The 22,668-nt window shown below is 65.4% G+C and carries 22 protein-coding genes; 4 read left to right on the forward strand and 18 right to left on the reverse strand.

Annotated features, from left to right (window positions below; genetic code table 11):
- Positions 1–48: 48 nt before the first annotated feature.
- The 5 genes from RTW82_RS13525 to murJ all read right to left on the reverse strand — a co-directional run bounded on the left by RTW82_RS13525 (position 49) and on the right by murJ (position 6,422).
- On the reverse strand, positions 49–501 hold the full coding sequence (locus RTW82_RS13525) for a peptidylprolyl isomerase (RefSeq protein WP_316925387.1): 453 nt from the start codon (positions 499–501) through the stop codon (positions 49–51).
- The gene (gene lspA, locus RTW82_RS13530) at positions 494–1,000 is read right to left on the reverse strand and encodes a signal peptidase II (protein ID WP_316925388.1); all 507 of its coding nucleotides are present in this window, start codon (positions 998–1,000) and stop codon (positions 494–496) included. The genes RTW82_RS13525 and lspA overlap by 8 nt, the downstream gene beginning before the upstream one ends.
- Complete coding sequence (ileS, locus tag RTW82_RS13535) at positions 993–3,824, reverse strand: isoleucine--tRNA ligase (RefSeq protein WP_316925389.1); 2,832 nt, start codon at positions 3,822–3,824, stop codon at positions 993–995. The genes lspA and ileS overlap by 8 nt, the downstream gene beginning before the upstream one ends.
- Before the next feature lie 15 nt (positions 3,825–3,839).
- Entirely contained in the window at positions 3,840–4,778 is a 939-nt protein-coding gene (gene ribF, locus RTW82_RS13540) for a bifunctional riboflavin kinase/FAD synthetase (protein WP_021219373.1), read from the reverse strand.
- Positions 4,779–4,886: 108 nt separating this feature from the next.
- Positions 4,887–6,422, reverse strand: a complete 1,536-nt coding sequence (murJ, locus tag RTW82_RS13545; RefSeq protein ID WP_021219374.1) for a murein biosynthesis integral membrane protein MurJ — start codon at positions 6,420–6,422, stop codon at positions 4,887–4,889.
- Between the two features lie 261 nt (positions 6,423–6,683).
- Between murJ and rpsT the strand changes: the two genes are divergently transcribed.
- On the forward strand, positions 6,684–6,959 hold the full coding sequence (gene rpsT, locus RTW82_RS13550; RefSeq protein ID WP_031287647.1) for a 30S ribosomal protein S20: 276 nt from the start codon (positions 6,684–6,686) through the stop codon (positions 6,957–6,959).
- 108 nt (positions 6,960–7,067) lie between these two features.
- Here the strand turns inward: rpsT and RTW82_RS13555 are convergent, their stop codons facing one another.
- From RTW82_RS13555 to rplU, 5 genes are all read right to left on the reverse strand, one after another.
- The gene (locus RTW82_RS13555) at positions 7,068–7,532 is read right to left on the reverse strand and encodes a CreA family protein (protein ID WP_316925390.1); all 465 of its coding nucleotides are present in this window, start codon (positions 7,530–7,532) and stop codon (positions 7,068–7,070) included.
- A 12-nt stretch (positions 7,533–7,544) separates the two neighbouring features.
- Complete coding sequence (gene proB, locus RTW82_RS13560; RefSeq protein WP_263400623.1) at positions 7,545–8,663, reverse strand: glutamate 5-kinase; 1,119 nt, start codon at positions 8,661–8,663, stop codon at positions 7,545–7,547.
- An 80-nt stretch (positions 8,664–8,743) separates the two neighbouring features.
- A complete protein-coding gene (gene cgtA / locus RTW82_RS13565; protein WP_316925391.1) occupies positions 8,744–9,964 on the reverse strand; it encodes an Obg family GTPase CgtA in 1,221 nt (406 codons plus the stop codon).
- Positions 9,965–10,105: 141 nt separating this feature from the next.
- Positions 10,106–10,363, reverse strand: coding sequence for a 50S ribosomal protein L27 (gene rpmA / locus RTW82_RS13570; RefSeq protein WP_031287649.1), 258 nt, complete (start codon positions 10,361–10,363; stop codon positions 10,106–10,108).
- A 25-nt stretch (positions 10,364–10,388) separates the two neighbouring features.
- Complete coding sequence (gene rplU, locus RTW82_RS13575; protein WP_316925392.1) at positions 10,389–10,700, reverse strand: 50S ribosomal protein L21; 312 nt, start codon at positions 10,698–10,700, stop codon at positions 10,389–10,391.
- Positions 10,701–10,944: 244 nt separating this feature from the next.
- Here rplU and RTW82_RS13580 point away from each other — a divergent pair, with 244 nt between their 5' ends.
- Together RTW82_RS13580 and RTW82_RS13585 are read left to right on the forward strand one after the other, a co-directional pair.
- Positions 10,945–11,913, forward strand: coding sequence for a polyprenyl synthetase family protein (locus tag RTW82_RS13580; protein WP_316925393.1), 969 nt, complete (start codon positions 10,945–10,947; stop codon positions 11,911–11,913).
- A gap of 229 nt (positions 11,914–12,142) precedes the next feature.
- The gene (locus tag RTW82_RS13585) at positions 12,143–12,391 is read left to right on the forward strand and encodes a hypothetical protein (RefSeq protein ID WP_021219382.1); all 249 of its coding nucleotides are present in this window, start codon (positions 12,143–12,145) and stop codon (positions 12,389–12,391) included.
- A 139-nt stretch (positions 12,392–12,530) separates the two neighbouring features.
- Here the strand turns inward: RTW82_RS13585 and RTW82_RS13590 are convergent, their stop codons facing one another.
- The 5 genes from RTW82_RS13590 to RTW82_RS13610 form a co-directional block, all read right to left on the reverse strand.
- Positions 12,531–13,148 carry an FKBP-type peptidyl-prolyl cis-trans isomerase gene (locus tag RTW82_RS13590; protein WP_316925394.1) on the reverse strand — a complete coding sequence of 206 codons (618 nt, stop codon included), beginning with the start codon at positions 13,146–13,148 and terminating at the stop codon, positions 12,531–12,533.
- A gap of 86 nt (positions 13,149–13,234) precedes the next feature.
- Positions 13,235–13,540 (reverse strand): DUF6482 family protein, encoded by a 306-nt coding sequence (locus RTW82_RS13595; RefSeq protein WP_021219384.1) that lies wholly within the window; start codon positions 13,538–13,540, stop codon positions 13,235–13,237.
- 130 nt (positions 13,541–13,670) lie between these two features.
- On the reverse strand, positions 13,671–14,165 hold the full coding sequence (locus tag RTW82_RS13600; RefSeq protein WP_184488589.1) for a TIGR00645 family protein: 495 nt from the start codon (positions 14,163–14,165) through the stop codon (positions 13,671–13,673).
- A 195-nt stretch (positions 14,166–14,360) separates the two neighbouring features.
- Positions 14,361–14,702 (reverse strand): hypothetical protein, encoded by a 342-nt coding sequence (locus RTW82_RS13605; protein ID WP_316925395.1) that lies wholly within the window; start codon positions 14,700–14,702, stop codon positions 14,361–14,363.
- Positions 14,703–14,912: 210 nt separating this feature from the next.
- On the reverse strand, positions 14,913–17,426 hold the full coding sequence (locus RTW82_RS13610) for a Lon protease family protein (RefSeq protein ID WP_043243711.1): 2,514 nt from the start codon (positions 17,424–17,426) through the stop codon (positions 14,913–14,915).
- A 266-nt stretch (positions 17,427–17,692) separates the two neighbouring features.
- On the opposite strand from RTW82_RS13610, the gene RTW82_RS13615 reads away from it, so the two are divergent.
- A complete protein-coding gene (locus RTW82_RS13615; RefSeq protein ID WP_316925504.1) occupies positions 17,693–19,498 on the forward strand; it encodes a DUF4105 domain-containing protein in 1,806 nt (601 codons plus the stop codon).
- Here RTW82_RS13615 and RTW82_RS13620 read toward each other — a convergent pair.
- The 3 genes from RTW82_RS13620 to rtcR all read right to left on the reverse strand — a co-directional run bounded on the left by RTW82_RS13620 (position 19,492) and on the right by rtcR (position 22,667).
- Complete coding sequence (locus RTW82_RS13620) at positions 19,492–20,415, reverse strand: SMI1/KNR4 family protein (RefSeq protein WP_316925396.1); 924 nt, start codon at positions 20,413–20,415, stop codon at positions 19,492–19,494. The genes RTW82_RS13615 and RTW82_RS13620 overlap by 7 nt on opposite strands.
- Positions 20,415–20,975: an NADAR family protein gene (locus RTW82_RS13625; protein WP_263400631.1), complete on the reverse strand. Its 561-nt coding sequence runs from the start codon at positions 20,973–20,975 to the stop codon at positions 20,415–20,417. The genes RTW82_RS13620 and RTW82_RS13625 overlap by 1 nt, the downstream gene beginning before the upstream one ends.
- Positions 20,976–21,062: 87 nt before the next feature.
- On the reverse strand, positions 21,063–22,667 hold the full coding sequence (rtcR, locus tag RTW82_RS13630) for an RNA repair transcriptional activator RtcR (RefSeq protein WP_316925397.1): 1,605 nt from the start codon (positions 22,665–22,667) through the stop codon (positions 21,063–21,065).
- Between the last annotated feature and the right edge of the window lies 1 nt (position 22,668).

The raw sequence follows: 22,668 nt of genomic DNA on the forward strand, positions 1-22,668 counted from the left end.
CTGTCTACCTCTTGGCCTTGCGGCCGCCCTCCCCTGCGGGAGCTGAAATCACGCCGGCTCGACTGCCAGAATCTCCACCTCGAAGCGCAGCGACTTGCCGGACAGCGGGTGGTTGAAGTCGATGGTCACATGGCTGTCGTCGAAGCTCTTCACCACGCCAGGCAACTCGGTGTTGGCAGCGTCATTGAAGATGATCAGCAGGCCTTCGGAGAGTTCCATGTTCTGGAACTGGCTGCGCGGCATCACCTGCACGTTCTGCGAGTTCGGCTGGCCGAAACCCTGCTCCGGCTCGATCGGCAGCACGCGCTTGTCACCGGCCTTGAGACCGAACAGCGCGCCCTCGAAACCCGGCAGCAGGTTGCCATCGCCAACCTTGAAGGTGGCCGGCTGGCGGTCGAAGGTGCTGTCGACGACATCACCGTTCTCCAGCTTGATGGCGAAATGCAGGGTGACCCGGGCATCCGGACCGATGCGCGACTCAGTGGCGAGAGACTCAGTCATGAGCGGGTTCTCCGGACTTCTTCGACTTGAACATATCCAGCGCCAGCATGATGGCGCCCAGGGTGATGGCGCTGTCGGCGAGGTTGAATGCCGGGAAGTACCAGCGATCCTGCCAATGCACCAGGATGAAGTCGACCACGTGGCCAAGCACCACGCGGTCATAGAGGTTGCCCAGTGCGCCACCAAGGACCATGGCCAGCGCAATAGCCAGCCAGGTTTCGTCGGCCTTCAGGCGCTTGAGCCAGACCACGAGCACGCCGCTGACCACCAGGGCGATCAGGGCGAAGAACCAACGCTGCCAGCCGGAGCTGTCGGCGAGGAAGCTGAAGGCGGCACCGGTGTTGTAGACATGAATCCAGTCGAACCAACCAGGAATGACGGTGATCCGTTCGCGGAACGGAATCACATCCAGCACCACCCACTTGGAGCCCTGGTCCAGCAGGAACACCAGCACGCTCAGCAGCAGCCAGCCGAGACGGCCAAAACGGGCCTCAGGCATAGTGGCGAACCTCACCAGCGCCTTCGATGTTCTCGACGCAACGACCACACAGCTCGGGGTGCGCGGCGTTCACGCCGACATCCGCGCGGTGGTGCCAGCAACGACCGCACTTGGCGTGGACGGACTTGAGGATCTTCAGTTTCAGGCCCGGCACCTCGGTTTCCACTGCATCGGCCGGTGCGGCGGCCAGGGGCTGCACGTCGGCGGTTGAGGTGATCAGCACGAAGCGCAGTTCGTTGCCCAGCTTGGCCAGCTTGGTGGCCAGGGATTCCTCGGCGAAGACCGTGACCTCGGCCTGCAGGCTGCCGCCGATGGCCTTGGCGGTACGCAGGTTCTCCAGCTCCTTGTTCACCGAGGCCTTGACCGCAACCACGTCTTCCCAGAAGGCGTTGCTCATCTCGAAGCCTTCCGGCAACTCGCTCAGGCCCCGGTACCAGGTATTGAGCATCACCGACTCACCACGCTCGCCCGGCATGAACTGCCAGACTTCCTCGGCGGTGAAGGCCAGGATCGGCGCAACCCAGCGCACCAGCGCCTCGACGATGTGGAACAGCGCGGACTGGCAGGAGCGACGCGCCAGGCTGTCGGCCTGGGTGGTGTACTGGCGGTCCTTGATGATGTCGAGGTAGAAGCCGCCCAGCTCCTGCACGCAGAAGTTGTGCACGCGGGAGTAGACGTTCCAGAAGCGGTACTCGCCGTAGGCTTCTTCCAGCTCGCGTTGCAGCTGCAGGGTACGGTCGACGGCCCAGCGGTCCAGCGCCAGCATGTCCTCCACCGGCACCAGGTGCTGCGCCGGGTCGAAGCCCGAGAGGTTGGAGAGCATGAAGCGCGTGGTGTTGCGGATGCGGCGATAGGCATCGGCGCTGCGCTGCAGGATCTGCTGGGAAACGGCGATCTCGCCGGAATAGTCGGTGGACGCAACCCACAGGCGCAGGATGTCGGCACCCAGGGTGTCGATCACGGTCTGCGGCACCACGGTGTTGCCCAGGGACTTGGACATCTTGCGGCCGGACTCGTCGACGGTGAAGCCGTGGGTCAGCAGCGCACGGTACGGCGGGTGGTTGTCGATGGCGCAACCGGTCAGCAGGGAGGAATGGAACCAGCCGCGGTGCTGGTCCGAGCCTTCCAGGTACAGGTCGGCGCGCGGGCCGCTGGCGTGGCCCAGCGGGTGCGAGCCGCGCAGCACGTGCCAGTGGGTGGTGCCGGAGTCGAACCACACGTCCAGGGTGTCGCTGATCTTGTCGTATTGCGGGGCTTCGTCGCCCAGCAGCTCGGCGGCGTCCAGCTTGAACCAGGCTTCGATGCCCTCCTGCTCGACGCGCTTGGCCACCTCTTCCATCAGCTCGACGGTGCGCGGGTGCAGCTCACCGGTGGCCTTGTGCAGGAAGAACGGGATCGGCACGCCCCAGTTGCGCTGGCGCGAGATGCACCAGTCCGGGCGGCCGGCGATCATGTTGTGCAGGCGCGCCTGGCCCCAGGCGGGTACGAACTCGGTCTGCTCGATGCCGGCCAGCGCGCGCTCGCGCAGGGTGGCGCCTTCGTTGGGCTGCTTGTCCATGCCGACGAACCACTGCGCGGTGGCGCGGTAGATCAGCGGGGTCTTGTGGCGCCAGCAGTGCATGTAGCTGTGGTTGATGCTCTCGTGTTTGAGCAGCGCACCAACCTCTTCCAGCTTGGCGACGATGGCCGGGTTGGCCTTCCAGATGAACTGGCCGCCGAAGAAGGGCAGGTCCTGGACGTAGACGCCATTGCTCTGCACCGGGCTGAGGATGTCGTCGTTGCTCATGCCGTAGTGCTTGCAGGAGCGGAAGTCGTCCTCGCCATAGGCCGGAGCGGAGTGGACCACACCGGTGCCGGCACCCAGCTCGACGTACTCGGCCAGGTAGACCGGCGACAGGCGCTCGTAGAACGGATGGCGGAAACGGATGTTTTCCAGTGCTTCGCCCTTGGCGGTGGCGATCACCTGGCCTTCGAGGCCGAAGCGTGCCAGGCAGGATTCCACCAGTTCTTCGGCCAGCAGCAGCAGGCGCGCGCCGGTATCGACCAGGGCGTAGTTGAATTCGGGGTGGACGTTCAGCGCCTGGTTGGCCGGGATGGTCCAGGGGGTGGTGGTCCAGATGACGATGGCGGCCGGCTTGGCCAGGCTCGACAGGCCGAATGCCGCGGCCAGCTTGTCGGCGTCTTCGACCAGGAAGGCGACATCGATGGCGTCGGACTTCTTGTCCTGGTACTCCACCTCAGCCTCGGCCAGGGCGGAACCGCAATCGAAGCACCAGTTGACCGGCTTCAGGCCCTTGAACACGAAGCCTTGCTTGACCATCTCGGCCAGGGCGCGAATCTCACCGGCCTCGTTGGCGAAGGCCATGGTCTTGTAGGGGTTGTCCCATTCGCCCAGCACGCCCAGGCGGATGAAGTCGGCCTTCTGCCCCTCGATCTGCTCGGCGGCGTAGGCGCGGCAGAGTTCGCGGGTCTTGTCGGCGGGCAGGTTCTTGCCGTGGGTGGTCTCGACCTTGTGCTCGATCGGCAGGCCGTGGCAGTCCCAACCCGGCACGTACGGGGCATCGAAGCCCGCCAGGGTCTTGGAGCGGACGATGATGTCCTTGAGGATCTTGTTGACCGCGTGACCGATGTGGATGCTGCCGTTGGCATAGGGCGGGCCATCGTGCAGGACGAACTTCGGGCGGCCCTCACCGATCTGGCGCAGCTTCTGATAGAGCCCAATGGAGTCCCAGCGCTGCAGGGTCTCCGGCTCACGCTGGGGAAGACCGGCCTTCATCGGAAATGCCGTTTCCGGCAGGTTGAGGGTCGCTTTGTAATCGGTCATGTCAGTCCAGGCTCATCATTGAATTGGGATGCCTTGCCAGTAGGCACGGGCTGCGGCGACGTCCGCGTCGATCGCCGACTTCAACGCCTCGAGGGAGGCGAAACGCTGCTCTTCACGCAGCTTGTGGTGGAAGGTCACGCTGATGCGCCGGTCATACAGATCGGCGGAGTAATCCAGCAGATGCACTTCCAGGTGGGCCTTGCCATCCCCCTTCACGGTGGGACGCACGCCGATGTTGGCAACGCCGGGGCGGCGCTGACCGTCCAGTTCGACGCTGACCAGAAAAACCCCGGAAAGGGGAACGCGCCGGCGCTTGAGCTGCACGTTGGCCGTGGGCGTACCCAGCTGGCGCGCCAGCTTCTGCCCGTGCAGCACCCGCCCGGTGATGGAAAAAGGCCGGCCCAGCAGGCGCTCGGCCAGGGCGAAGTCGGCAGCGGCCAGGGCCTGGCGCACGCGCGTACTGCTCACCCGTACATCATCCAGCTCGACGGTGGCGGCAGCTTCCACGCTGAAGCCTTCGGCCGCACCGGCCATCTGCAGGAATGCGAAGTCGCCGGCGCGATCACAGCCGAAGCGGAAGTCATCGCCCACTTCCAGATGCTTGACCCCAAGCCCCTCGACCAGCACCGCATGCACGAACTCGGCGGCGCTGAGTTCACGCAGCCGGCGGTTGAAGGCCAGGCACAGCACACGGTCCACGCCTTCGGCAGCCAGCAACTCCAGCTTGTCGCGCAGGCGGGTCAGCCGCACGGGGGCGGTATCGGGGCCGAAAAACTCGCGGGGTTGCGGCTCGAAAATCACCACGCAGCTGGGCACGCCCAACTCGGCTGCGCGCTCGCGCAAGCGTTTGAGAATGGCTTGATGACCACGGTGTACGCCGTCGAAATTGCCGATGGTGGCAACGCAACCCCCAAGTTGGGGCCGCAGGTTATGGAGGCCTCGGACCAGCTGCATAGCACACGTCTTGTTCACAAAGTGGCCGAATTATACGCACACCCGCAGCCAGACAACAGGCGCCGCTGACGGGCCGCGCCGATGCCCGATCAGGCGGCCCCGGGAAGCTCAGATCGCACGTCGGGCGAAGTGTCGCAGGCGGAAGCCAAGCAACGCCAACGTAGCGAAATAGCTCAGCGCCCCTGCCGTGACCAACCCACCCAGGCGCAACAGGCGCACCAGCATGTCGCCCTGGTCCCAGGCCGGTAGCAGCCACATGCCGCCCACCAGCACCGCCGCCATCAAGGCCACCGCCACCAGCAGCTTGGTCAGGAACATCGGCCAACCGGGCTGCGGCTCGAACAGCTTCTGCCGGCGCAATTGCCAGAACAGCAGCGCGGCATTGAGGCAAGCGGCCAGGCCAATGGCCAATGCCAGCCCGGCGTGCTGCAGCGGGCCGATGAAGACGAGGTTCATCAGTTGCGTCGCAACCAGGGTGAACAGGGCGATACGCACCGGCGTGCGCAGGTTCTGCCGGGCGTAGAAGCCAGGCGCTAGCACCTTGACCAGAATGATCCCCAGCAGCCCCGCCGAGTAAGCGATCAGTGCACGCTGGGTCATCTCCGCATCATGGGCGCTGAACTTGCCGTACTGGAACAGCGACACCGTCAGCGGCTCGGCGATCAGCGCCAACGCCAGTGCGCAAGGCAGCACCAGCAAGAAGCACAGGCGCAGCCCCCAATCCAGCAGCTGCGAATAGGCCTGGCGATCATCGCTGGCATAGGTCTTGGCCAGCGACGGCAGGAGAATGGTGCCCAGGGCCACGCCCAGCACACCGGACGGCAGCTCCATCAGGCGGTCGGCGTAGTACATCCACGACACCGAGCCGGCCGCCAGGAAGGACGCGAAAATGGTGTTGATGATCAGCGAGATCTGGCTCACCGAAACACCGAAGATCGCCGGCCCCATCTGCTTCATCACCCGCCATACGCCGCTGTCCCGCAGGTTCAGGCGCGGCAGCACGAGCATGCCGATGCGTTTCAGGTGCGGCAGCTGGTACAGCAACTGCGCCAGGCCGCCGGCCAGGGTCGCCCAGCCCAGGGCCATCACCGGCGGGTCGAAATAAGGTGTCAGGAACAGCGCGAAGATGATCATCGCCACGTTCAGCAGGGTCGGCACGAAGGCCGGCACGGCGAAACGGTTCCAGGTATTGAGCACAGCCCCGGCCAGGGACGAGAGAGAGATAAGGAAGATGTAGGGGAAAGTCACCCGCAGCAGCGAGGTGGTCAGCTCGAATTTTTCCGGCGTATCGGTGAAGCCCGGCGCCGTAGCCCAGATCACCCAGGGCGCGGCGAGTATGCCGATGGCCGTGACAATCGCCAGCACCAGCGTCAGCAAACCGGATACATACGCCAGGAAGGTGCGGGTGGCCTCCTCTCCCTGCTGGCTCTTGTACTCCGCCAGGATCGGCACGAAGGCCTGGGAGAACGCGCCCTCCGCGAAGATCCGCCGCAACAGGTTGGGCAGCTTGAAGGCAACGAAGAAGGCGTCGGTCGCCACGCCGGCACCGAAGATGCGCGCCACGATGGTGTCGCGAACGAAGCCGAGGACCCGAGAAAGCATGGTGATGGAACTGACGGCCGCCAGCGATTTGAGCAGGTTCATAAGGTCAGGCTGCTTGCATTCCGGGGTGAACGTGAAGGGTTTGCGCCCGGCGGGCGGGGCCGCAACCAGGCCAACGCGCTGGTTTTCGGAGGCCGCGAGTGTAGAGCCGGTGCAGAAATAAATCACGCTGCCCGCCGATCTGAGGTACGCTCGTCGCCCCTTTGTAGGGAAGCCGTACCTGCCCTTGACATTGCTTCATCGCATCGGCATGATTCGCGGCCTTATTTGTTTGTATCCCCCCAGTTTTCGAGGAGCTTGACGGTGGCCAATACACCTTCTGCCAAAAAACGCGCAAAACAGGCTGAGAAGCGTCGTAGCCATAACGCCAGCCTGCGCTCCATGGTCCGTACCTACATCAAGAACGTCGTCAAGGCGATCGATGCCAAGGACCTGCCCAAAGCCCAGAACGCCTACACCCTGGCTGTTCCGGTAATCGACCGCATGGCCGACAAGGGCATCATCCACAAGAACAAAGCTGCTCGTCACAAGAGCCGCCTGAACGCCCACATCAAGGCGCTCGGCCAGGCTGCTGCCTAAGCTTTGCTTCTGATGAAAGACCGGCCCCAGGGCCGGTTTTTTATTGCCCGCGAAAAAGCATCGCCGAAGCGCGACCACAAAAAAGCCCGGCGAACCGGGCTTTGATCTTCAGCGCGACTCAACCCAAGGCAGGATCGGGATCGCCGTGACCGCATTCTGCGGACTGCCGTCGATCACCCGATCGCTGTACACCAGGTACACCAGCGTATTGCGCTTCTGGTCAAAGAAACGCACCACCTGCATGGTCTTGAACACCAGCGAGGTGCGCTCCTTGAAGACCTCCTCGCCATCCTTCAATTCACCCTTGAAGTGAATCGCCCCCACCTGACGGCACGCGATGGAAGCCTCGGCACGATCCTCGGCCAGGCCGAGCCCACCCTTCACTCCGCCGGTCTTGGCGCGCGACAGGTAGCAGGTCACGCCATCCACCTTGGGGTCATCGAAAGCCTCGACGACGATCTTGTCGTTCGGCCCCACCCACTTGAACACGGTTGAAACCGAACCGATCTCCTCCGCAGCGGCCAGCAAAGGCATGCACAACACCAATGCCGACAATCCCTTGATCACGCGCATTCGAACGCTCCTTCAGACCAGAACCAGATTGTCCCGATGCACCAGCTCGGGCTCATCGACATAACCCAACAGCTTCTCCACCTGCTCGGAGGACTGTCCGATAATCTTCTGCGCCTCCAGGGCACTGTAGTTGACCAGGCCGCGCGCCACTTCGCGCCCATCCGGCCCGACACAGACCACCATCTCGCCACGGCGGAAGCTGCCCTGCACCGCCTTCACACCCACCGGCAGCAAGCTCTTGCGATCGTCACGCAAGGCCTTCACCGCACCGGCGTCCAACACCAGGGTGCCGCGAGTCTGCAGATGGCCGGCCAGCCACTGCTTGCGCGCCGCCAGCATGCCGCGCTCGGGCGCCAGCAGGGTGCCCAGGCGCTCGCCCGCCTTGAGGCGATCCAGCACCCGCTCGATACGCCCACCGACGATCACCGTATGCGCACCGGAACGAGCCGCCAGGCGCGCCGCACGCAGCTTGGTCTGCATGCCGCCACGACCCAGCGCACCACCGGTACCGCCCGCCACGGCATCCAGCGCCGGGTCATCGGCACGGGCCTCGAAAATCAGCTGGGCATCGGGATTGTGGCGCGGGTCGGCATCGAACATGCCGTCGCGATCGGTAAGGATCACCAGCAGATCAGCTTCGACCAGGTTGGCCACCAGGGCCGCGAGGGTATCGTTGTCGCCAAAGCGGATTTCATCGGTGACCACCGTGTCGTTCTCGTTGATCACCGGAATGGTGCCGAGCTCGACCAGGGTGCGCAGGGTGCTGCGTGCATTGAGGTAACGCTTGCGATCGGAGAGATCGTCATGGGTCAGGAGAATCTGCGCGGTGTGCCGGCCATGCTCGCCGAAACTCGACTCCCAGGCCTGCACCAATCCCATCTGCCCCACCGCAGCCGCAGCCTGCAACTCATGCATAGCTTTCGGCCGGGCGCTCCAGCCCAGGCGACTCATGCCCGCAGCCACAGCGCCAGAGGAAACCAGCACCAGCTCGACCCCGGCATTGCGCAGGGCCACCATCTGCTCGACCCAGACCGCCATGGCATCACGATCGAGACCACGACCATCCGCCGTCAGCAGCGCACTGCCGATCTTGACCACCCAGCGCTGCGCGCCCGTCACCTTGTCCCGCATATCTTCCAACCTTAGCTAGAAAGCCGTGCGGCCCATGGCGCACAGCCTATGGCGATCATTTGCGCCGAGCGGCGCATTCATCAGGGAACGTAGAAGATTTCCGGACCGTCGCCGTCGTCTTCGTCATCATCGAAGTCATCGTCGTCATCGTCCGCACCGGCGCTCTTCAGGCCGGCACGGCGCAGGGCGCGCTGATCGTCCAGCGCCTGCAGACGGGCACGCGCCTCGTCCTCGATGCGTTGATCCAGCTCGGCGAGCCCTTCGGCGTACTCGGGCTCCTCGCTCATGCGCAGGGTGCGCTCGTCGAGGTAGCGCATGATCTCCTGGGACAGGGCTTCGGTGCCTTCGCGCTCCAGGGCGGAGATCACATAGACCGGACCCTCCCACTCCAGGCGCTCGATCACCGCCTTCAGGCGAGCCTCGCGATCCTCGTCGAGAAGCTGGTCGGCCTTGTTCAGCACCAGCCAGCGGTCACGCTCGGTGAGCGCCGGACTGAAGCGGGCCAGCTCCTCGATGATGGTGGCAGCCGCTTCGGCCGGATCGCTCTCGTCCAGCGGCGCCATATCGACGATATGCAGCAGCAGGCGGGTACGCGCCAGGTGCTTGAGGAAGCGGATACCCAGACCCGCACCTTCGGCGGCGCCTTCGATCAGGCCCGGAATGTCGGCCACGACGAAGCTCTTGTAGCGCCCCACGCTGACCACGCCCAGGTTCGGCACCAGGGTGGTGAAGGGGTAATCGGCGACCTTCGGCTTGGCCGCAGAAACCGCACGGATGAAGGTGCTCTTGCCCGCGTTCGGCAGGCCCAGCAGGCCGACGTCGGCCAGCACCTTCAGCTCCAGCTTGAGGTCACGGGAATCGCCCGGCTTGCCGTTGGTAGTCTGGCGCGGCGCACGGTTGGTGCTCGACTTGAAACGGGCGTTGCCCAGGCCATGCCAGCCGCCCTGGGCGACCATCAGCCGCTGACCGGGCTTGGTCAGGTCGCCGATGATTTCCTGGGTGCCGGCATCGATGATGGTGGTCCCGACCGGAACGGGCAGGACCAGATCCTCACCCTTGCGCCCGGTGCAATCCTTGCTGCCGCCGTTCTCGCCACGCTGGGCATCGAAACGACGGGTGTAGCGATAGTCGACCAGGGTGTTCAGGTTCGGGTCGGCTTCCATGAACACGGAGCCGCCGTCACCGCCATCGCCGCCGTTGGGGCCGCCCTTCTCAATGAATTTTTCGCGACGGAAACTCATCAGGCCGTTGCCGCCGTCACCCGCTTTTACAAAGATCGATACTTCATCGACGAATTTCATCAGGACGCCTCCCGCCACGCGGGACGGGTTGAAAGAAAAAAGAACACAAGGATACAGGGAAGCCCGCGCAAATCGGAGTTTCCATCTATCAGAAACAAAAAAGCCCCGTCGCGAGACAGGGCTTTTGCAGCGGAGTCGCGATTAGGCCGCGACGACGCTCACGTACTTGCGACCGAAAGCGCCTTTGACCTCGAACTTGACCACGCCGTCCACTTTCGCGAACAGGGTGTGGTCTTTGCCCAGGCCAACGCCGTAACCGGCGTGGAACTTGGTGCCGCGCTGACGCACGATGATGTTGCCGGCCTTGATGACCTGGCCGCCGTACAGTTTCACGCCAAGGCGTTTACTTTCTGAGTCGCGGCCGTTGCGGGTAGAACCGCCAGCTTTTTTGTGTGCCATGAGTCAAATCCTCCAAAAAAGGAAATTAGGCCTGGATGCCGGTGATTTTGATTTCAGTGAACCACTGGCGGTGGCCCTGGCGCTTCATGTGGTGCTTACGACGGCGGAACTTGATGATGCGCACTTTGTCGTGACGGCCTTGAGCGACCACTTCAGCGACTACTCTGGCGCCATCAACGACCGGAGCGCCGATTTTCACGTCGTCGCCATTGCCGATCAGCAGAACGCGATCGAAGGTCACGGATTCGCCGGTAGCGATCTCGAGCTTCTCGATCTTGAGGAATTCACCTTCAGCGACTTTGTATTGCTTGCCGCCGGTAACGATAACTGCGTACATGGATTTTCTCCGTTAAACCTGCTCACCCGACGCTTTATAGAAATAAGTAGGGGTCGGCATGGCTGCATGGGGCCGGAACTGGAACCCGTGCAATTGCGTAAGGCAGGAAAATGCCCAAGGAAGTTCAGGGGCCGCGATTGTACGCAAGCCATGATTGCCGCGCAAGCACCGCTGGTACTCGCCTTGACAGCCCCCACCCTGCCCCCTAGCATGCCGCGCAACCTCAAAGGAGCACCCCTCGCTGATGCAACCCCAGGCCTTCTACCGCGTGGTGGCGGACGATTTTACCGCAGTCGACGACATCATCCGTCGGCAACTCACCTCCCGCGTTCCCCTGGTGGAGAAGATCGGCGACTACATCGTGTCCGCCGGCGGCAAGCGCCTGCGTCCGCTCCTGGTCCTGCTCAGCGGCAACGCCCTGGGCTTTGGCGGTGAGCAACTGCGCCTGCTCGCCGCCACCATCGAATTCCTGCACACCTCCACCCTGCTGCACGACGACGTGGTCGATGCCTCCGGCCTGCGTCGCGGCCGTTCCACCGCCAATGCGCTGTGGGGCAACGCGCCGAGCGTGCTGGTGGGCGACTTCCTCTATGCGCGCTCCTTCGAAATGATGGTGGAACTGGGCTCGATGCAGGTGATGCGCATCATCTCCCAGGCCACCCGCGTGATCGCCGAAGGCGAAGTGCTGCAGCTGTCGAAGATCCGCGACGCCAGCACCACCGAAGAAACCTATATGGAAGTCATCCGCGGCAAGACCGCGATGCTCTTCGAGGCCTCGACCCACAGTGCCGCCGCACTGGCCCAGGCCCCGACCGAACAGGTCGAAGCCCTGCGCACCTTCGGTGACTACCTGGGCATCGCCTTCCAGTTGGTGGACGACCTGCTCGACTACCGCGGCGATGCCGCCACCCTGGGCAAGAACGTCGGCGACGACCTCGCCGAAGGCAAGCCCACCCTGCCGCTGATTGCCACCATGCGTGACGGCACCGCCGAGCAGGCCGCCGTGGTTCGCCAGGCCATCCAGCAGGGCGGCAGCCAGGACCTGGAAGGCGTCCGCGCAGCCGTCGAAGCCGCCGGCGCGCTAGACTACACCGCCCGCCTCGCCCGCGACTACGCCGAGCGCGCCATCACCTGCCTGGAGGTGCTGCCGGACAACGAATACCGCGACGCCCTGATCGAGCTCACTCGCTTCGCCGTGGCCCGCACGCACTGATCCACACCCGCACCAGCAAAAGCCCGTCCTCGTGACGGGCTTTTTATTGCGCCATCGCCAACTCCTTCCGAACCAGCTAACAACGCAGTGGATATGGGACGCGGGAGCAGACTCGGGCGCACCCTCCAGCGTGACCTGGATCAAGCAGACGACGAAAGGCTGCAAATCGCGCTTGCCATTTTGATAATAGGAATTATTCTCATATCACTGCTTTTCAAGGAGATGAGCCATGACCTACCTGATCGATGCCTGGCTGGATCGCCCGCACCCCTACCTGCGCATCCTCCACCGTGAAACCGGCGAAGTGTGCGCCATCCTCGAAGAGGAAGCCCTCGACGAACTACGGGACCAGGGGGATCTCGACCTCGCCGGTCTGACCTCCAGCGAGCCCCTGATACTCAAGGAGCTGGTGCGCAGCCTGTTCCTCTTCTGCTATGCGCGGGCACTGCGTCCGCACAACGAGATCCAGCTGCACTGAAAGAGGTTCGGATGACGCAGGACGCGTCATCCGCATGGCCGGCGCCCCGGGGCGCCAGCCGTGCGAGCGGAGGCAAAGGCGCCTTCGCCGGTTCCCGGGCCGTCAGGGACGACGCGCCCGGCAATCACCCTGAGAAGGCTCAGAGGATTTCCAGCAGCTCCACGTCGAACACCAGCACGCTGTGCGGCGGGATGCTGCCAACGCCCTGGACGCCATAGGCCAGCTCGCTGGGCACGTGCAGGCGCCACTTGCTGCCGGCGTTCATCAGTTGCAGGGCCTCGACCCAACCGGCGATCACGCCACCCACCGGGAACTCAGCCGGCTCGCCACGGTTGTAGGAGCTGTCGAACACGGTGCCGTCGATCAGGGTGCCGTGGTAGTGAGTGCGCACGGTGTCTTCGGCGGAAGGCTTGGCGCCCTCGCCCGCGACCAGCACTTCGTACTGCAGGCCGGACGGCAGCTGGGTCACGCCTTCACGCTTGGCGTTCTCCACCAGGTAGGCACGACCTTCGCCAGCGGCGGCATCGGCTTTCTCCTGGGCTTCAGCCTGCATACGCTCGCGGATCACCTTGAAGGCGGCGGACAGGGCATTGCCATCCACACGACTCTCGATGCCGGCGAAGGCGTCGCGCAGGCCGGCGACAACAGCGTCGATGCTCACACCGGGCGGGGGATTGTCACGGATCTGGTCGCCCAGCTGGCGGCCGATGCCATAGCTGACACGGGTTTCATCGGTGGAAAATTCGAGTTCGGACATGGCCGGGGCTCCGCTCTGGAAAAAAGGTCGGCCAGACTAGCACAGCCCCCCTTCCGCGCCCTATCCCCGCATCGCACCCCGCCCGTTCAGCGGCTGGAGCCCATCGACAGCGGCACCCGCAACGCGCTGCGCCCATCGGGGGCGATGCCGCACATCTCGTCGTGCACGGACGCATGCACCAGATAGAAAGGCAGGCGCGGCAGCTCGTGCAACAGCCCCCGCGCATGCTCCACCGAGCGCAGTTGCATCGCGTGGCCACGGCCATCGTCCAGGGTGTGGCAGCGCCCATCGATATGCGCCTGCAACAGGTAGATGCCCCCTTCCATGGAGATGAGGTCGAGCCCCTCGATATGCCCGGCACGGGCTTCGCTGGAAAGGGTCTGCAGGTTCATGGCGTCACCTCGCGGTCTGTACAGGAAAAAGTTAAATACAGTTTCTGTACAGGATCAAAACCGCCGGGCAGAAACACGACCGCCCGCGAGCGGGACGCTGACGGGCGGTCATGGTGGCGCAGGAAGGCGATCAGTGATCGTGCTTGGTCATCTTGTCCAGGTAACCCATGGCGAACGCCGAGATCACGAAGGTCATGTGCAGGATCACGTACCACATGATCTTGCCGTTATCGATGTTCTGCGCATCCATGAACACTCGCAGCAGGTGGATCGACGAGATCGCCACGATGGACGCGGCCACCTTCATTTTCAGCGAGCCGGAATCCATCTTGCCCAGCCAACTGAGCTTCTCCTTGCCTTCATCGATATCCAGTTGGGAGACGAAGTTCTCGTAGCCCGAGATCATCACCATCACCAGCAAGCCGCCCACCAGCGACATGTCGATCAGCGACAGCAGCACCAGGATCAGCTCGGCCTCGGTCTTCTCGAAAACATGAGGGAGGACGTGATAGACCTCCTGGAAGAACTTCAGCGACAGCGCCAACAGCGCCAGGGACAGGCCGAAGTAGATGGGCGCCAGCAGCCAGCGCGCCGCGTACATCGTGTTTTCCAATAAGCGTTCCATGAAGCCTCGCATCCAGAATCAAAACTGGCGGCGAGTATAACGAGCACATTCCTACAGAAAAACAGGCAAGTAATGCCTCGAAATATCCCCAGCAGCTGTGGATAACCCTGTGAACAGTCTTGGGAAGGATGGCCCGGAGCAGGTGTGGCCGGGGCTTGCCGGGCACTGCGCAAAAGCTGCTCAACGCGACGGCCGTCAGGTCTCCGGGCTGAACAGGAAACTGCCCAGGCTGTGACGCCGCTCGCCATTCAGCCGACGCAACTCACCCTGCACATGGATACGCCAGATCATCGGGTCCGCGCATTCGCAGTAGCCCAATTCGGCCAGGCACGAGGCAATCGCGGAAAGAACCGATTCGGCGACGAAAGGCCCGTGGAATGGGCCCTGAGCCTTGAGTGCGGAGGGCTGCGCCCCGGAAATGCCGGCCGCGCAGATAAGCGTCCAGAGTCCCTTCCCTCCAGCCAGTGGCAGGATCACGCACTCGATGCGCGTAACCAGCCCCAGGCATTGACGGGTAAGGCAGAGGTTGCGGGACATAACGGCGTTCCTCGCGTAGACCTGCGGCCAGCCTACACCCGCATGCAACCGTGAGGAAGTGAGGAAACCTTATCCACGCCAGCTGTGGATAAGCCTGTGGATGGAGTGGTGAAAAGTCTGTCGGACCGGCAGCCGCGCTGGGCCGGCCCTTATCGCTCAATGACTGACCAGCCACGACGCCCGCAAGCGCCGTGACCGGTCATCGCCTGGTCAGGCCGGCCCCTGGATCTTGTCCTCGGGCGGGGTCTTCTTGCCGGGCTCCTTCTTCGGTCCCTTGCGCGGAGGCTTGGCCGGCGCCGGCGCTTTCTCCAGCGCGGCGACGGCTTCCTTGGCCGCATCGGGTTTCTCTTCCTCCTCCATGCCCATCTCGGCGATCTCGCGCAGGCGCTCCACCACCCGGGCGTTGACGCTGCCCTTGGGGAAACGGCCCTTGTCGTCCGGGCTGCCCGCCGCCTCGCCCACCAGCAGGCTCAGCGCCTCGTCGGCCTGGCGTACCGCGTAGACGTGGAAGCGTCCGGCACGCACCGCCTGCAGTACGCGCTCGTCGAGCATCAGGGTGGCGACGTTGGCCTGGGGGATGATCACGCCTTGTTCGCCCGTCAGGCCACGCGCCTCGCAGAGGCGGAAGAAGCCCTCGATCTTCTCGTTGACCCCGCCGACCGCCTGCACCTCGCCAAACTGGTTGATCGAGCCGGTGATGGCGAAGCACTGTTTCAGCGGCGTGCGCGACAGGGCCGAGATCAGGGTGCAGACCTCGCCCAGGGACGCGCTGTCGCCGTCGACATAGCCGTAGGACTGCTCCAGGGCGATGCTCGCGGAAATCTCCAGCGGGAACTCCTGTGCATAACGACTGCCCAGGTAACCGGTGAGGATCATCACGCCCTTGGAGTGGATGGGCTGCCCGAGGTTGACCTCGCGCTCGATGTCGACGATGCCCGAACCGCCCGGGTACACCGTGGCGGAAATCCGCGCGGGCACGCCAAAGGCCGAATCGCCCACCTCCAGCACGGTGAGGCCATTGCACTTGCCCACCGCCGCGCCATCGGTGTCGATGAGGATGATGCCCGCCAGCATGTCATCGAGGATGCGCGCCGAAACGCGCCCGGTGCGGGTCGCCTTGGATTTCAGCGCACGCTCGATGTGCTCGGCATCGGTCACCTTCTCGCCGGCCAACTGGCGCACGAAGTCCGCCTCGCTGAGCAGCTGGAACAGGTCGCCAATCTTCGCCGAGAGGCGCTTCTGGTTCTCCGCCAGGCGCGCGCTGTAGGTGGCCAGGCGCGCCACCGCGGCAGCGCTCAACGGCGCCATGCCCTCCTCCGAGGTACGGGTCTTGAGCAGTTGGGCGAACTGTTCGAGGGTCTCTTCAGACAGCGGGATCTCCTCGTCGAAGTCCACCAACACGCGGAACATCTCCTGGAAGTCCGGATCCAGGTCCTGCAGCGTGTAATACAGCTGGCGCGAACCGATGATCACCACCTTCAGCTGCAGCGGGATCACCTGGGGCGTCAGGGTGACAGTGGCCAGCCGGCCCAGCTCGGCCAGGGGCGACTCCATCTTCAGCTGGCGCGAATGCAGGGCGCGCTTGAGCGCATCCCAGACGAAGGGCTCGCTCAGCAGCTTCTCCGCCTCCAGCACCAGGAAGCCGCCGTTGGCGCGGTGCAGCGCACCCGGGCGCAACTGCCGGTAGCTGGTATAGAGGGCGCCCTGGTCGGTGCCGTACTCGATGCGGCCGAACAGGTTGTCGTAGGTCGGGTGCGACTCGAACACCACCGGCGCGCCGCCGCTGGCCGGATGGCCCACCACCAGGCTCGGGCAGTACTGCTCCTCGAGCATCTCGCGGCGCTGCAGGTCCGGCTTGTCGTCGAGCATCTGGTCGACCACGGTCTTCAGCAGGTTCACCTGCATGGCCTGCAGGTAGGCGACCACGCCAGCGTTCTCCGCGTACTTCTCGGAGAGCACGCACAGCAGCGGCTGCAGGGCCTGGGTGATGGTCTCGTCGTTGAGCTGGCGCAGTTGGTTGCTGGACTCGCGCTTCCACTGCGGCAGGCTGGCCAGCTCCTCGTTGAGGCGCTCCTCCAGGCTGGAGATATCCTCGTGGAAGCGTTCGCGCTCGGCTTCGGGCAGTTGGGCGAACTCGGCCTCGTCCAGCGCCTTGCCATCCTTCATCGGGGTGAAGGCGATATTGGCGCTGTCGCGGTAGAGCGCCACGTCCCTCTCCAGCGCCAGGCGCTCGATCACATCCAGGGCACGGTCGTAACGCTGGTTGAAGGCGCGGTCGATCGCGCTCTTCTTCTGCTGGAACGTGGGCGTCTCGAACACCGCCGGGAAGGTCGCCAGCAGGTTATCCACAAGCTGGCCGATGTCGGTGATGAAGGCGTTCGCCTCACCCGGTGGCAACTGCACGGCGCGCGGCTCGCGCGGCTCCTCGAAGTTGTTGACGTAGACCCAGTCCATCGGCGTTTCCAGGCGCTTGCCCTCGGCCTTGAGGTAGCGCTGCACGAAGGAGAAACGACCGGTACCCGGCTCGCCCATCACATAAACGTTGTAGCCCGGGCGCGGCATGGCGACGCCGAACTGCAGGGCTTCCACTGCGCGCTCCTGGCCGAGCACGCCGCGGAAAGGTTCGAGGTCGTCGGTGGTGGCGAAGGCGAACTGCTTGGAGTCGAAGGGGCGGGTGAGCGCATCGGGCGCCAGGCGCAGGGAAGCGGCGAGGGGATCGGGCATCGGAAATCCTTATGGGTGACGCGGAAGCAATGGCCGCATTCTGGCGCCGCCTTCGTCCGCGTTGCAAGGCGTTCCGACCTCAGCGGAGCGCGGCGCGAGGCGCTTCGCAAATGCATCGGAAGGCTTGCGCAATCGTGCATTCTGGCCTTGCTTGACACCCACCCCGGGCATCGCCAAAGCTCGCCCATCCCCTCCCCAGGCGAAAGCGAGCAGTGCAGTTGAAACGGATCTTCTCCCTCCTGGCGCTCTGCACCTGTACACACCTGATGGCGGCCCCCGCCATTCCCCAGCAAACCCTGCAGCGCCTGGCGCAAGACCCCTACTGGATCGCCCTCGGCCATTACGAAACCGGCAAGCTCGGCGGCTGGCGCAGCTACGTCGACGACGAACGCTTCTTCCTCGCCGAGAACGGTGACAGCGACCCCGCTGCCGAACTCGCCGCCACGGTGGACGCCCTCTACCAGGACGCCAGCCTCGGCGATCGCCACCCGCAATGCCTCTACCCGGCGCGCACCCGCTGGCTGCGCGAACGCCTGCAGCTGACCGGGCTGCCGGCGCCGGCCTGCAGCGAATTCGCCAACTGGTACCGCGACATCAACCCCCACAGCACGGTGCTGATCTTCCCCGCGGCCTACCTCAACAGCCCCTCGTCCATGTTCGGCCACACCCTGCTGCGCATCGACCAGCCCGACGTGCAGGAGAACAACTCCGCCCTGCTCAGCTACGCGCTCAACTTCGGCGCCTTCATCGAAGGCGCGGACAACAGCATCCTCTACGCCTGGAAAGGCCTGATGGGCGGCTACCCCGGCCTCTTCGCCCTGGTGCCCTACCGCGACAAGCTCAAGGAATACAGCCGCCTGGAAAACCGCGACCTGTGGGAGTACCGCCTCAACCTCACGCCCGAGGAAACCGGGCGCATGGTCGAGCACGTGTGGGAACTGCGCCAGGTGCGCTTCGACTACTTCTTCTTCGACGAGAACTGCTCCTACCGCCTGCTGGAGCTGCTGGAGATCGCCCGCCCCGGCATCGAGCTCACCGAGCAGTTCCCGCTCACCGCCATCCCCACCGACACCGTGCGCGCCATCAAGGACGCCGGGCTGGTGGAACAGATCGACTACCGCCCCTCGCGGGAAAAGGAACTGATGGCCCGCGCCGCGCCGCTGGATGGCGACGAGCAGGACTGGGTCCTGCGCCTGGCGGAAGATGAAGGCCTGCTGGACGACCCGGCCTTCCGCGCCCTGCCTGCCCCACGCCGCGCGCTGATTCAGGACGCCGCCTTCCGCCTGGAGCGCTACCGCTCCACCGGCGAGGAACGCAGCGGCGCCCGTGCGCAACGCAGCTTCCAGCTGCTGCGGGCGATCAACCAGAACCCGCCGCCCCCACTGCAGGCCGAACGCCCGGCGCTGCCCGAGGAAGGCCACGAGTCGCGCACCTGGCAACTGGGCGTAGGCAGCCGTGAAGACCGCGCCTACGCCGAGTACGGCCTGCGCATGGCCTACCACGACCTCAACGACAACCTCGCCGGCTTCCCCCTCGGTGCGCAGATCGAAATCCTCCAGCTCAAGCTGCGCCAGTACGAGCAGAACCACTGGCAGCTGCAACAGCTGGACTTCGCCACCATCCGCTCGCTGACCCCGCGCACCCAGCTGCTGCAGCCCTGGTCCTGGCAGGTGGCCGGCGGCCTGGAACGGGTTCCCGGCAAGGACGGGGACGAAACCCTGGTGAGCCACCTCAACGGCGGCGTGGGCGGCAGCTGGCAACTGGGGGACGACGCCCTCTACTACGCCCTGGCCACCGCCCGGGTGGAGCACAACCCGGATTTCGGCGCCTTCGTCGCCGGGGCCGGCGGCTTCGATACCGGGCTGCTCTGGCGCAACCCCCTGGGCACCCTCAGCCTGGAAGCGGCCGGCGACTACTTCCACAACGGCGAGGTGCGCCGGCGCCTGTCACTCAACCAGCAATGGGAGCTGAGCCCGGACCTGGGCCTGCGCCTCTCCGCCGAGCGCTCCTTCAGCCAGCTCGGCGGCAATGACAACGAAGTGATGCTGCAGCTACGCTGGTACCACTACTGATCGAGATAGCGCTCGGCGATGCCGCGTCCAGCGAACCAGGTCACCACGGCCTCGCGCTTGAGCAGGCGGGCGTACACCGGCGCGTTCGCCCCGCCACGGATCAGCTGCCCAAGGTCGACGCCCGCATCGGCCAGGCACGTCAGCAGCGCTTCGTCACCGGCCTCCACGGCGTGCTCCAGGGCGAGGCGCTGCAAGGCCGGCGCGGCCAGTAGTAGGCCGCCTTCCAGCGCACCGAGCCAGTCCTGCACCTGGGCGCTCATCCCCGCCCGCAGCCGCTGCGCCAACCCGGCATCCTCGGCGGCCAGCGGGTCCAGCGCCTCGTCCAGCTCCAGGCCGGTGCCGTCGGCGCCCTCGGCAAAGGGGTCGCTGTAATACACCAGTTGGGCGAACAGCCCTTCCAGATCGTCCGCCACCCGGGCGAAGGAATCCTCGTGCAGACGCATGGGCCAGGCCGGCGGCAGCCCTTTGCTCCAGGCATAGACAGCGCCGAAATTGTCACCCGGCTCGATGCGGACATAGATGCGCTCCAGGTACTCGAAGCCGCCCACGGGCAGGAACGCCAGGCGCCCATCCCACTCACGGCCCTCGTCCTCGGCGAACTCCCGAGCGCCCTCCTCCTCGTGCTCGACCCAGCCCCACAGGTCGTGGTAGCCGTCACTGCCGGGGAAGAACAGCTCGCTCAGGGAAAAGGGATGCAGGTGGCCCTGGTAGTCCACCTGGAAGTCGTAATCGAGGCGGCCACCAAAGGCGACACGCCACAGCCGCACCAGGGTCGGCGGCAGCGGGCGACCCAGGCGCTGCTCCACCTCGGCCAGCTCGGCATCGGTGATCGGCGGCCGGGCCTCGTGAATGATGCGCCCGGCGAAAGGCACCAATCCGTGCCGGCGCAGGCGTTGCAGCTCGTCGTCGGTGAACATCAGGCCTGCCCTCCCAGTCGCTCGCGCACCTGCATCAGGGCGAAGCCCAGCAGGTTGAGGCCACGCCAGGTGGCAGGCTCACGCGCCGCCGCGTCCGCCTCGGCCAGGCCGATGCCCCAGACCGGGTCCACCGGGCTGGCCTCCACCAGCACCTTGGTGCCGGTGCCCAGCAGCACCCGTTGCATGTCGGGGTTCTGCTCGAACTTGCCGAGATTGCCCTCTACCACCAGGTCGAAGCTGTGCGTCCGCCAGCGGGCGTCATCGAAACCACGGACCTCGCGACCAAGCGCCTTGGCATCGGCCGGCGTACGGGCGGCGAGGATGCGCTCCAGCGCCTGCTCATCCCCGAACAGGCGCGCCTTGCCAGCCATCATCCAGTGCTCGGCGGTGGCATAGCGCACGCCATCCAGGGTGAAGGGCGACTTGAACCACTGGCTGAAACAGGCCTTGCCCAGCGGCGCGCCGGGGGCGCTGCTGTGGCCCCAGAAGTACAGGTAATCGAAGGATTCTCCCGCCGCGCAGCGCTCGCGCAGTTGCTCGACGGAGTGAGGGAGGTTCATGGGCGGTCCTTGCTCGGCCTGTTCGAAAGGCGCACAGGATAGCCGAGCGCGGCGGCCTGGGCTGCCACCCGGCTCACGCCACGGCCTCTACCCGGCGGCCAGGTCCTTCCACTCCAGGCCGAACCGCGCCAGGTACTTGCGCAGCCGGTCGGCATCATTGGGCTGCGCCTTGGCCTGGCGCGAGACGTCATAGAGCAGCCGCCCCGCCTCGGACAGGCTGCTCGCCTCGCGGCACACTGCGACCACCGCCGCCAGCTGCAGGCGGTCGAAGCGGTCCAGCTCCACCACCCGCTCGCCGAGCAGCGCCGCCAGGCCATCATCCGCCTGCCCCTGGGCGCCCCAGGCGTAGCGCAGGCGGTCGATCTCCTCCTGCACCAGCGCCTCGTCGATGCGGCCGCTGTCGGCCAGGGTCGCCATGCGCGTGATCGAGGCCGACAGCTCGCGGAAGTTGCCCGCCCAGCGCGCTTCCCCCGAACAGGCGAAGGCCAGGTAGCGGCGCCGCGCCTCGACGTTGAAGCGCACCATGCGCCCCTGCTCGCGGGCGTGGCGTTCCAGTTCGAAATCGATGTTCGGCTCGATGTCCTCGCGGCGCCCGGCCAGGCCCGGCAGTTCGAAGGTCCAGAGGTTGATACGGGCATAGAGGTCTTCGCGGAACAGCCCCTCGGTCACCCGCGTGCGCAGGTCGCGGTGGGTGCCGGCGATCAGCAGGAAATCGCTTTCCACCTCACGGTCCGAGCCCATGGGGAAGAAGCGCTTCTCCTCGATGGCCTTAAGCAACATGGCCTGCTCGTCGAGGCCCAGCTCGCCGATCTCGTCGAGGAACAGCATGCCGCCGTCCGCCGCGCGCAGCAGGCCATCGCGGGCGTTCTGCGCGCCGGTGAAGGCGCCCTTGATATGGCCGAACAGCGCCGACATCGCGCCGTCGCCGCGCAGGGTCGCGCAGTTCACCTCGACGAAGCGGCCCTTGATCTGGTGGCGCGCATCCTTCAGCTCGAAGATGCGCCGCGCCAGGAACGACTTGCCCGCCCCGGTCGGCCCCACCAGCAGCATGGGCGCGCGGGAACGCAGCGCCACCCGCTCGATCTGCTCGATGCTGCGGTTGAACGCCGCGTTGCGCGTGGCGATGCCGGACTTCAGCAGCGCCAGGCTCTCCAGCATCTCGCGCTGGAAGCGCGAGGCGATATGGTCGTAGCGCGACAGGTCGAGGTCGATCAGCGAGTGGGTGCCGATGGCGTGGCGGTCCTCGTCGCGGCGGCGGGCCGGCGAGGTCTGCACCAGGCGCGCCGGCAGGTAACGCGCCTCGGTGAGCAGGAACCAGCAGATCTGCGCCACGTGGGTCCCGGTGGTGATGTGCACCAGGTAATCCTCGCGCTCGGTATCGAAGCGGTAGGCGCTGGCGAAGTCGTGCAGCGCCGCATACACCTCCTCGAAGTCCCAGGGGTTGTGCAGCGGCATCTCGTGCAGCACTACCTCGGTCTGCGGCGACACCTGCTCCACATCGCCCTTGATGCGCTGGGCCAACCCCAGGTCGCGGGCGTCGCTGCCGTGGATCAGCTCCAGGCGGTCCAGCAGCAGGTCCGGCTGCTGGCACAGGCCGACGCTGGGGCGCCACTTGTTCCAGCGCTCGGCGCCCTTGCCCATGCGGTCCAGGGTGGCGCCGATAAAGCCGATGGCGACGGTCTTGCGCGCCATG

It is taken from the genome of Pseudomonas sp. zfem005 (genome assembly GCF_032621735.1).
Lineage (GTDB): Bacteria > Pseudomonadota > Gammaproteobacteria > Pseudomonadales > Pseudomonadaceae > Metapseudomonas > Metapseudomonas solani.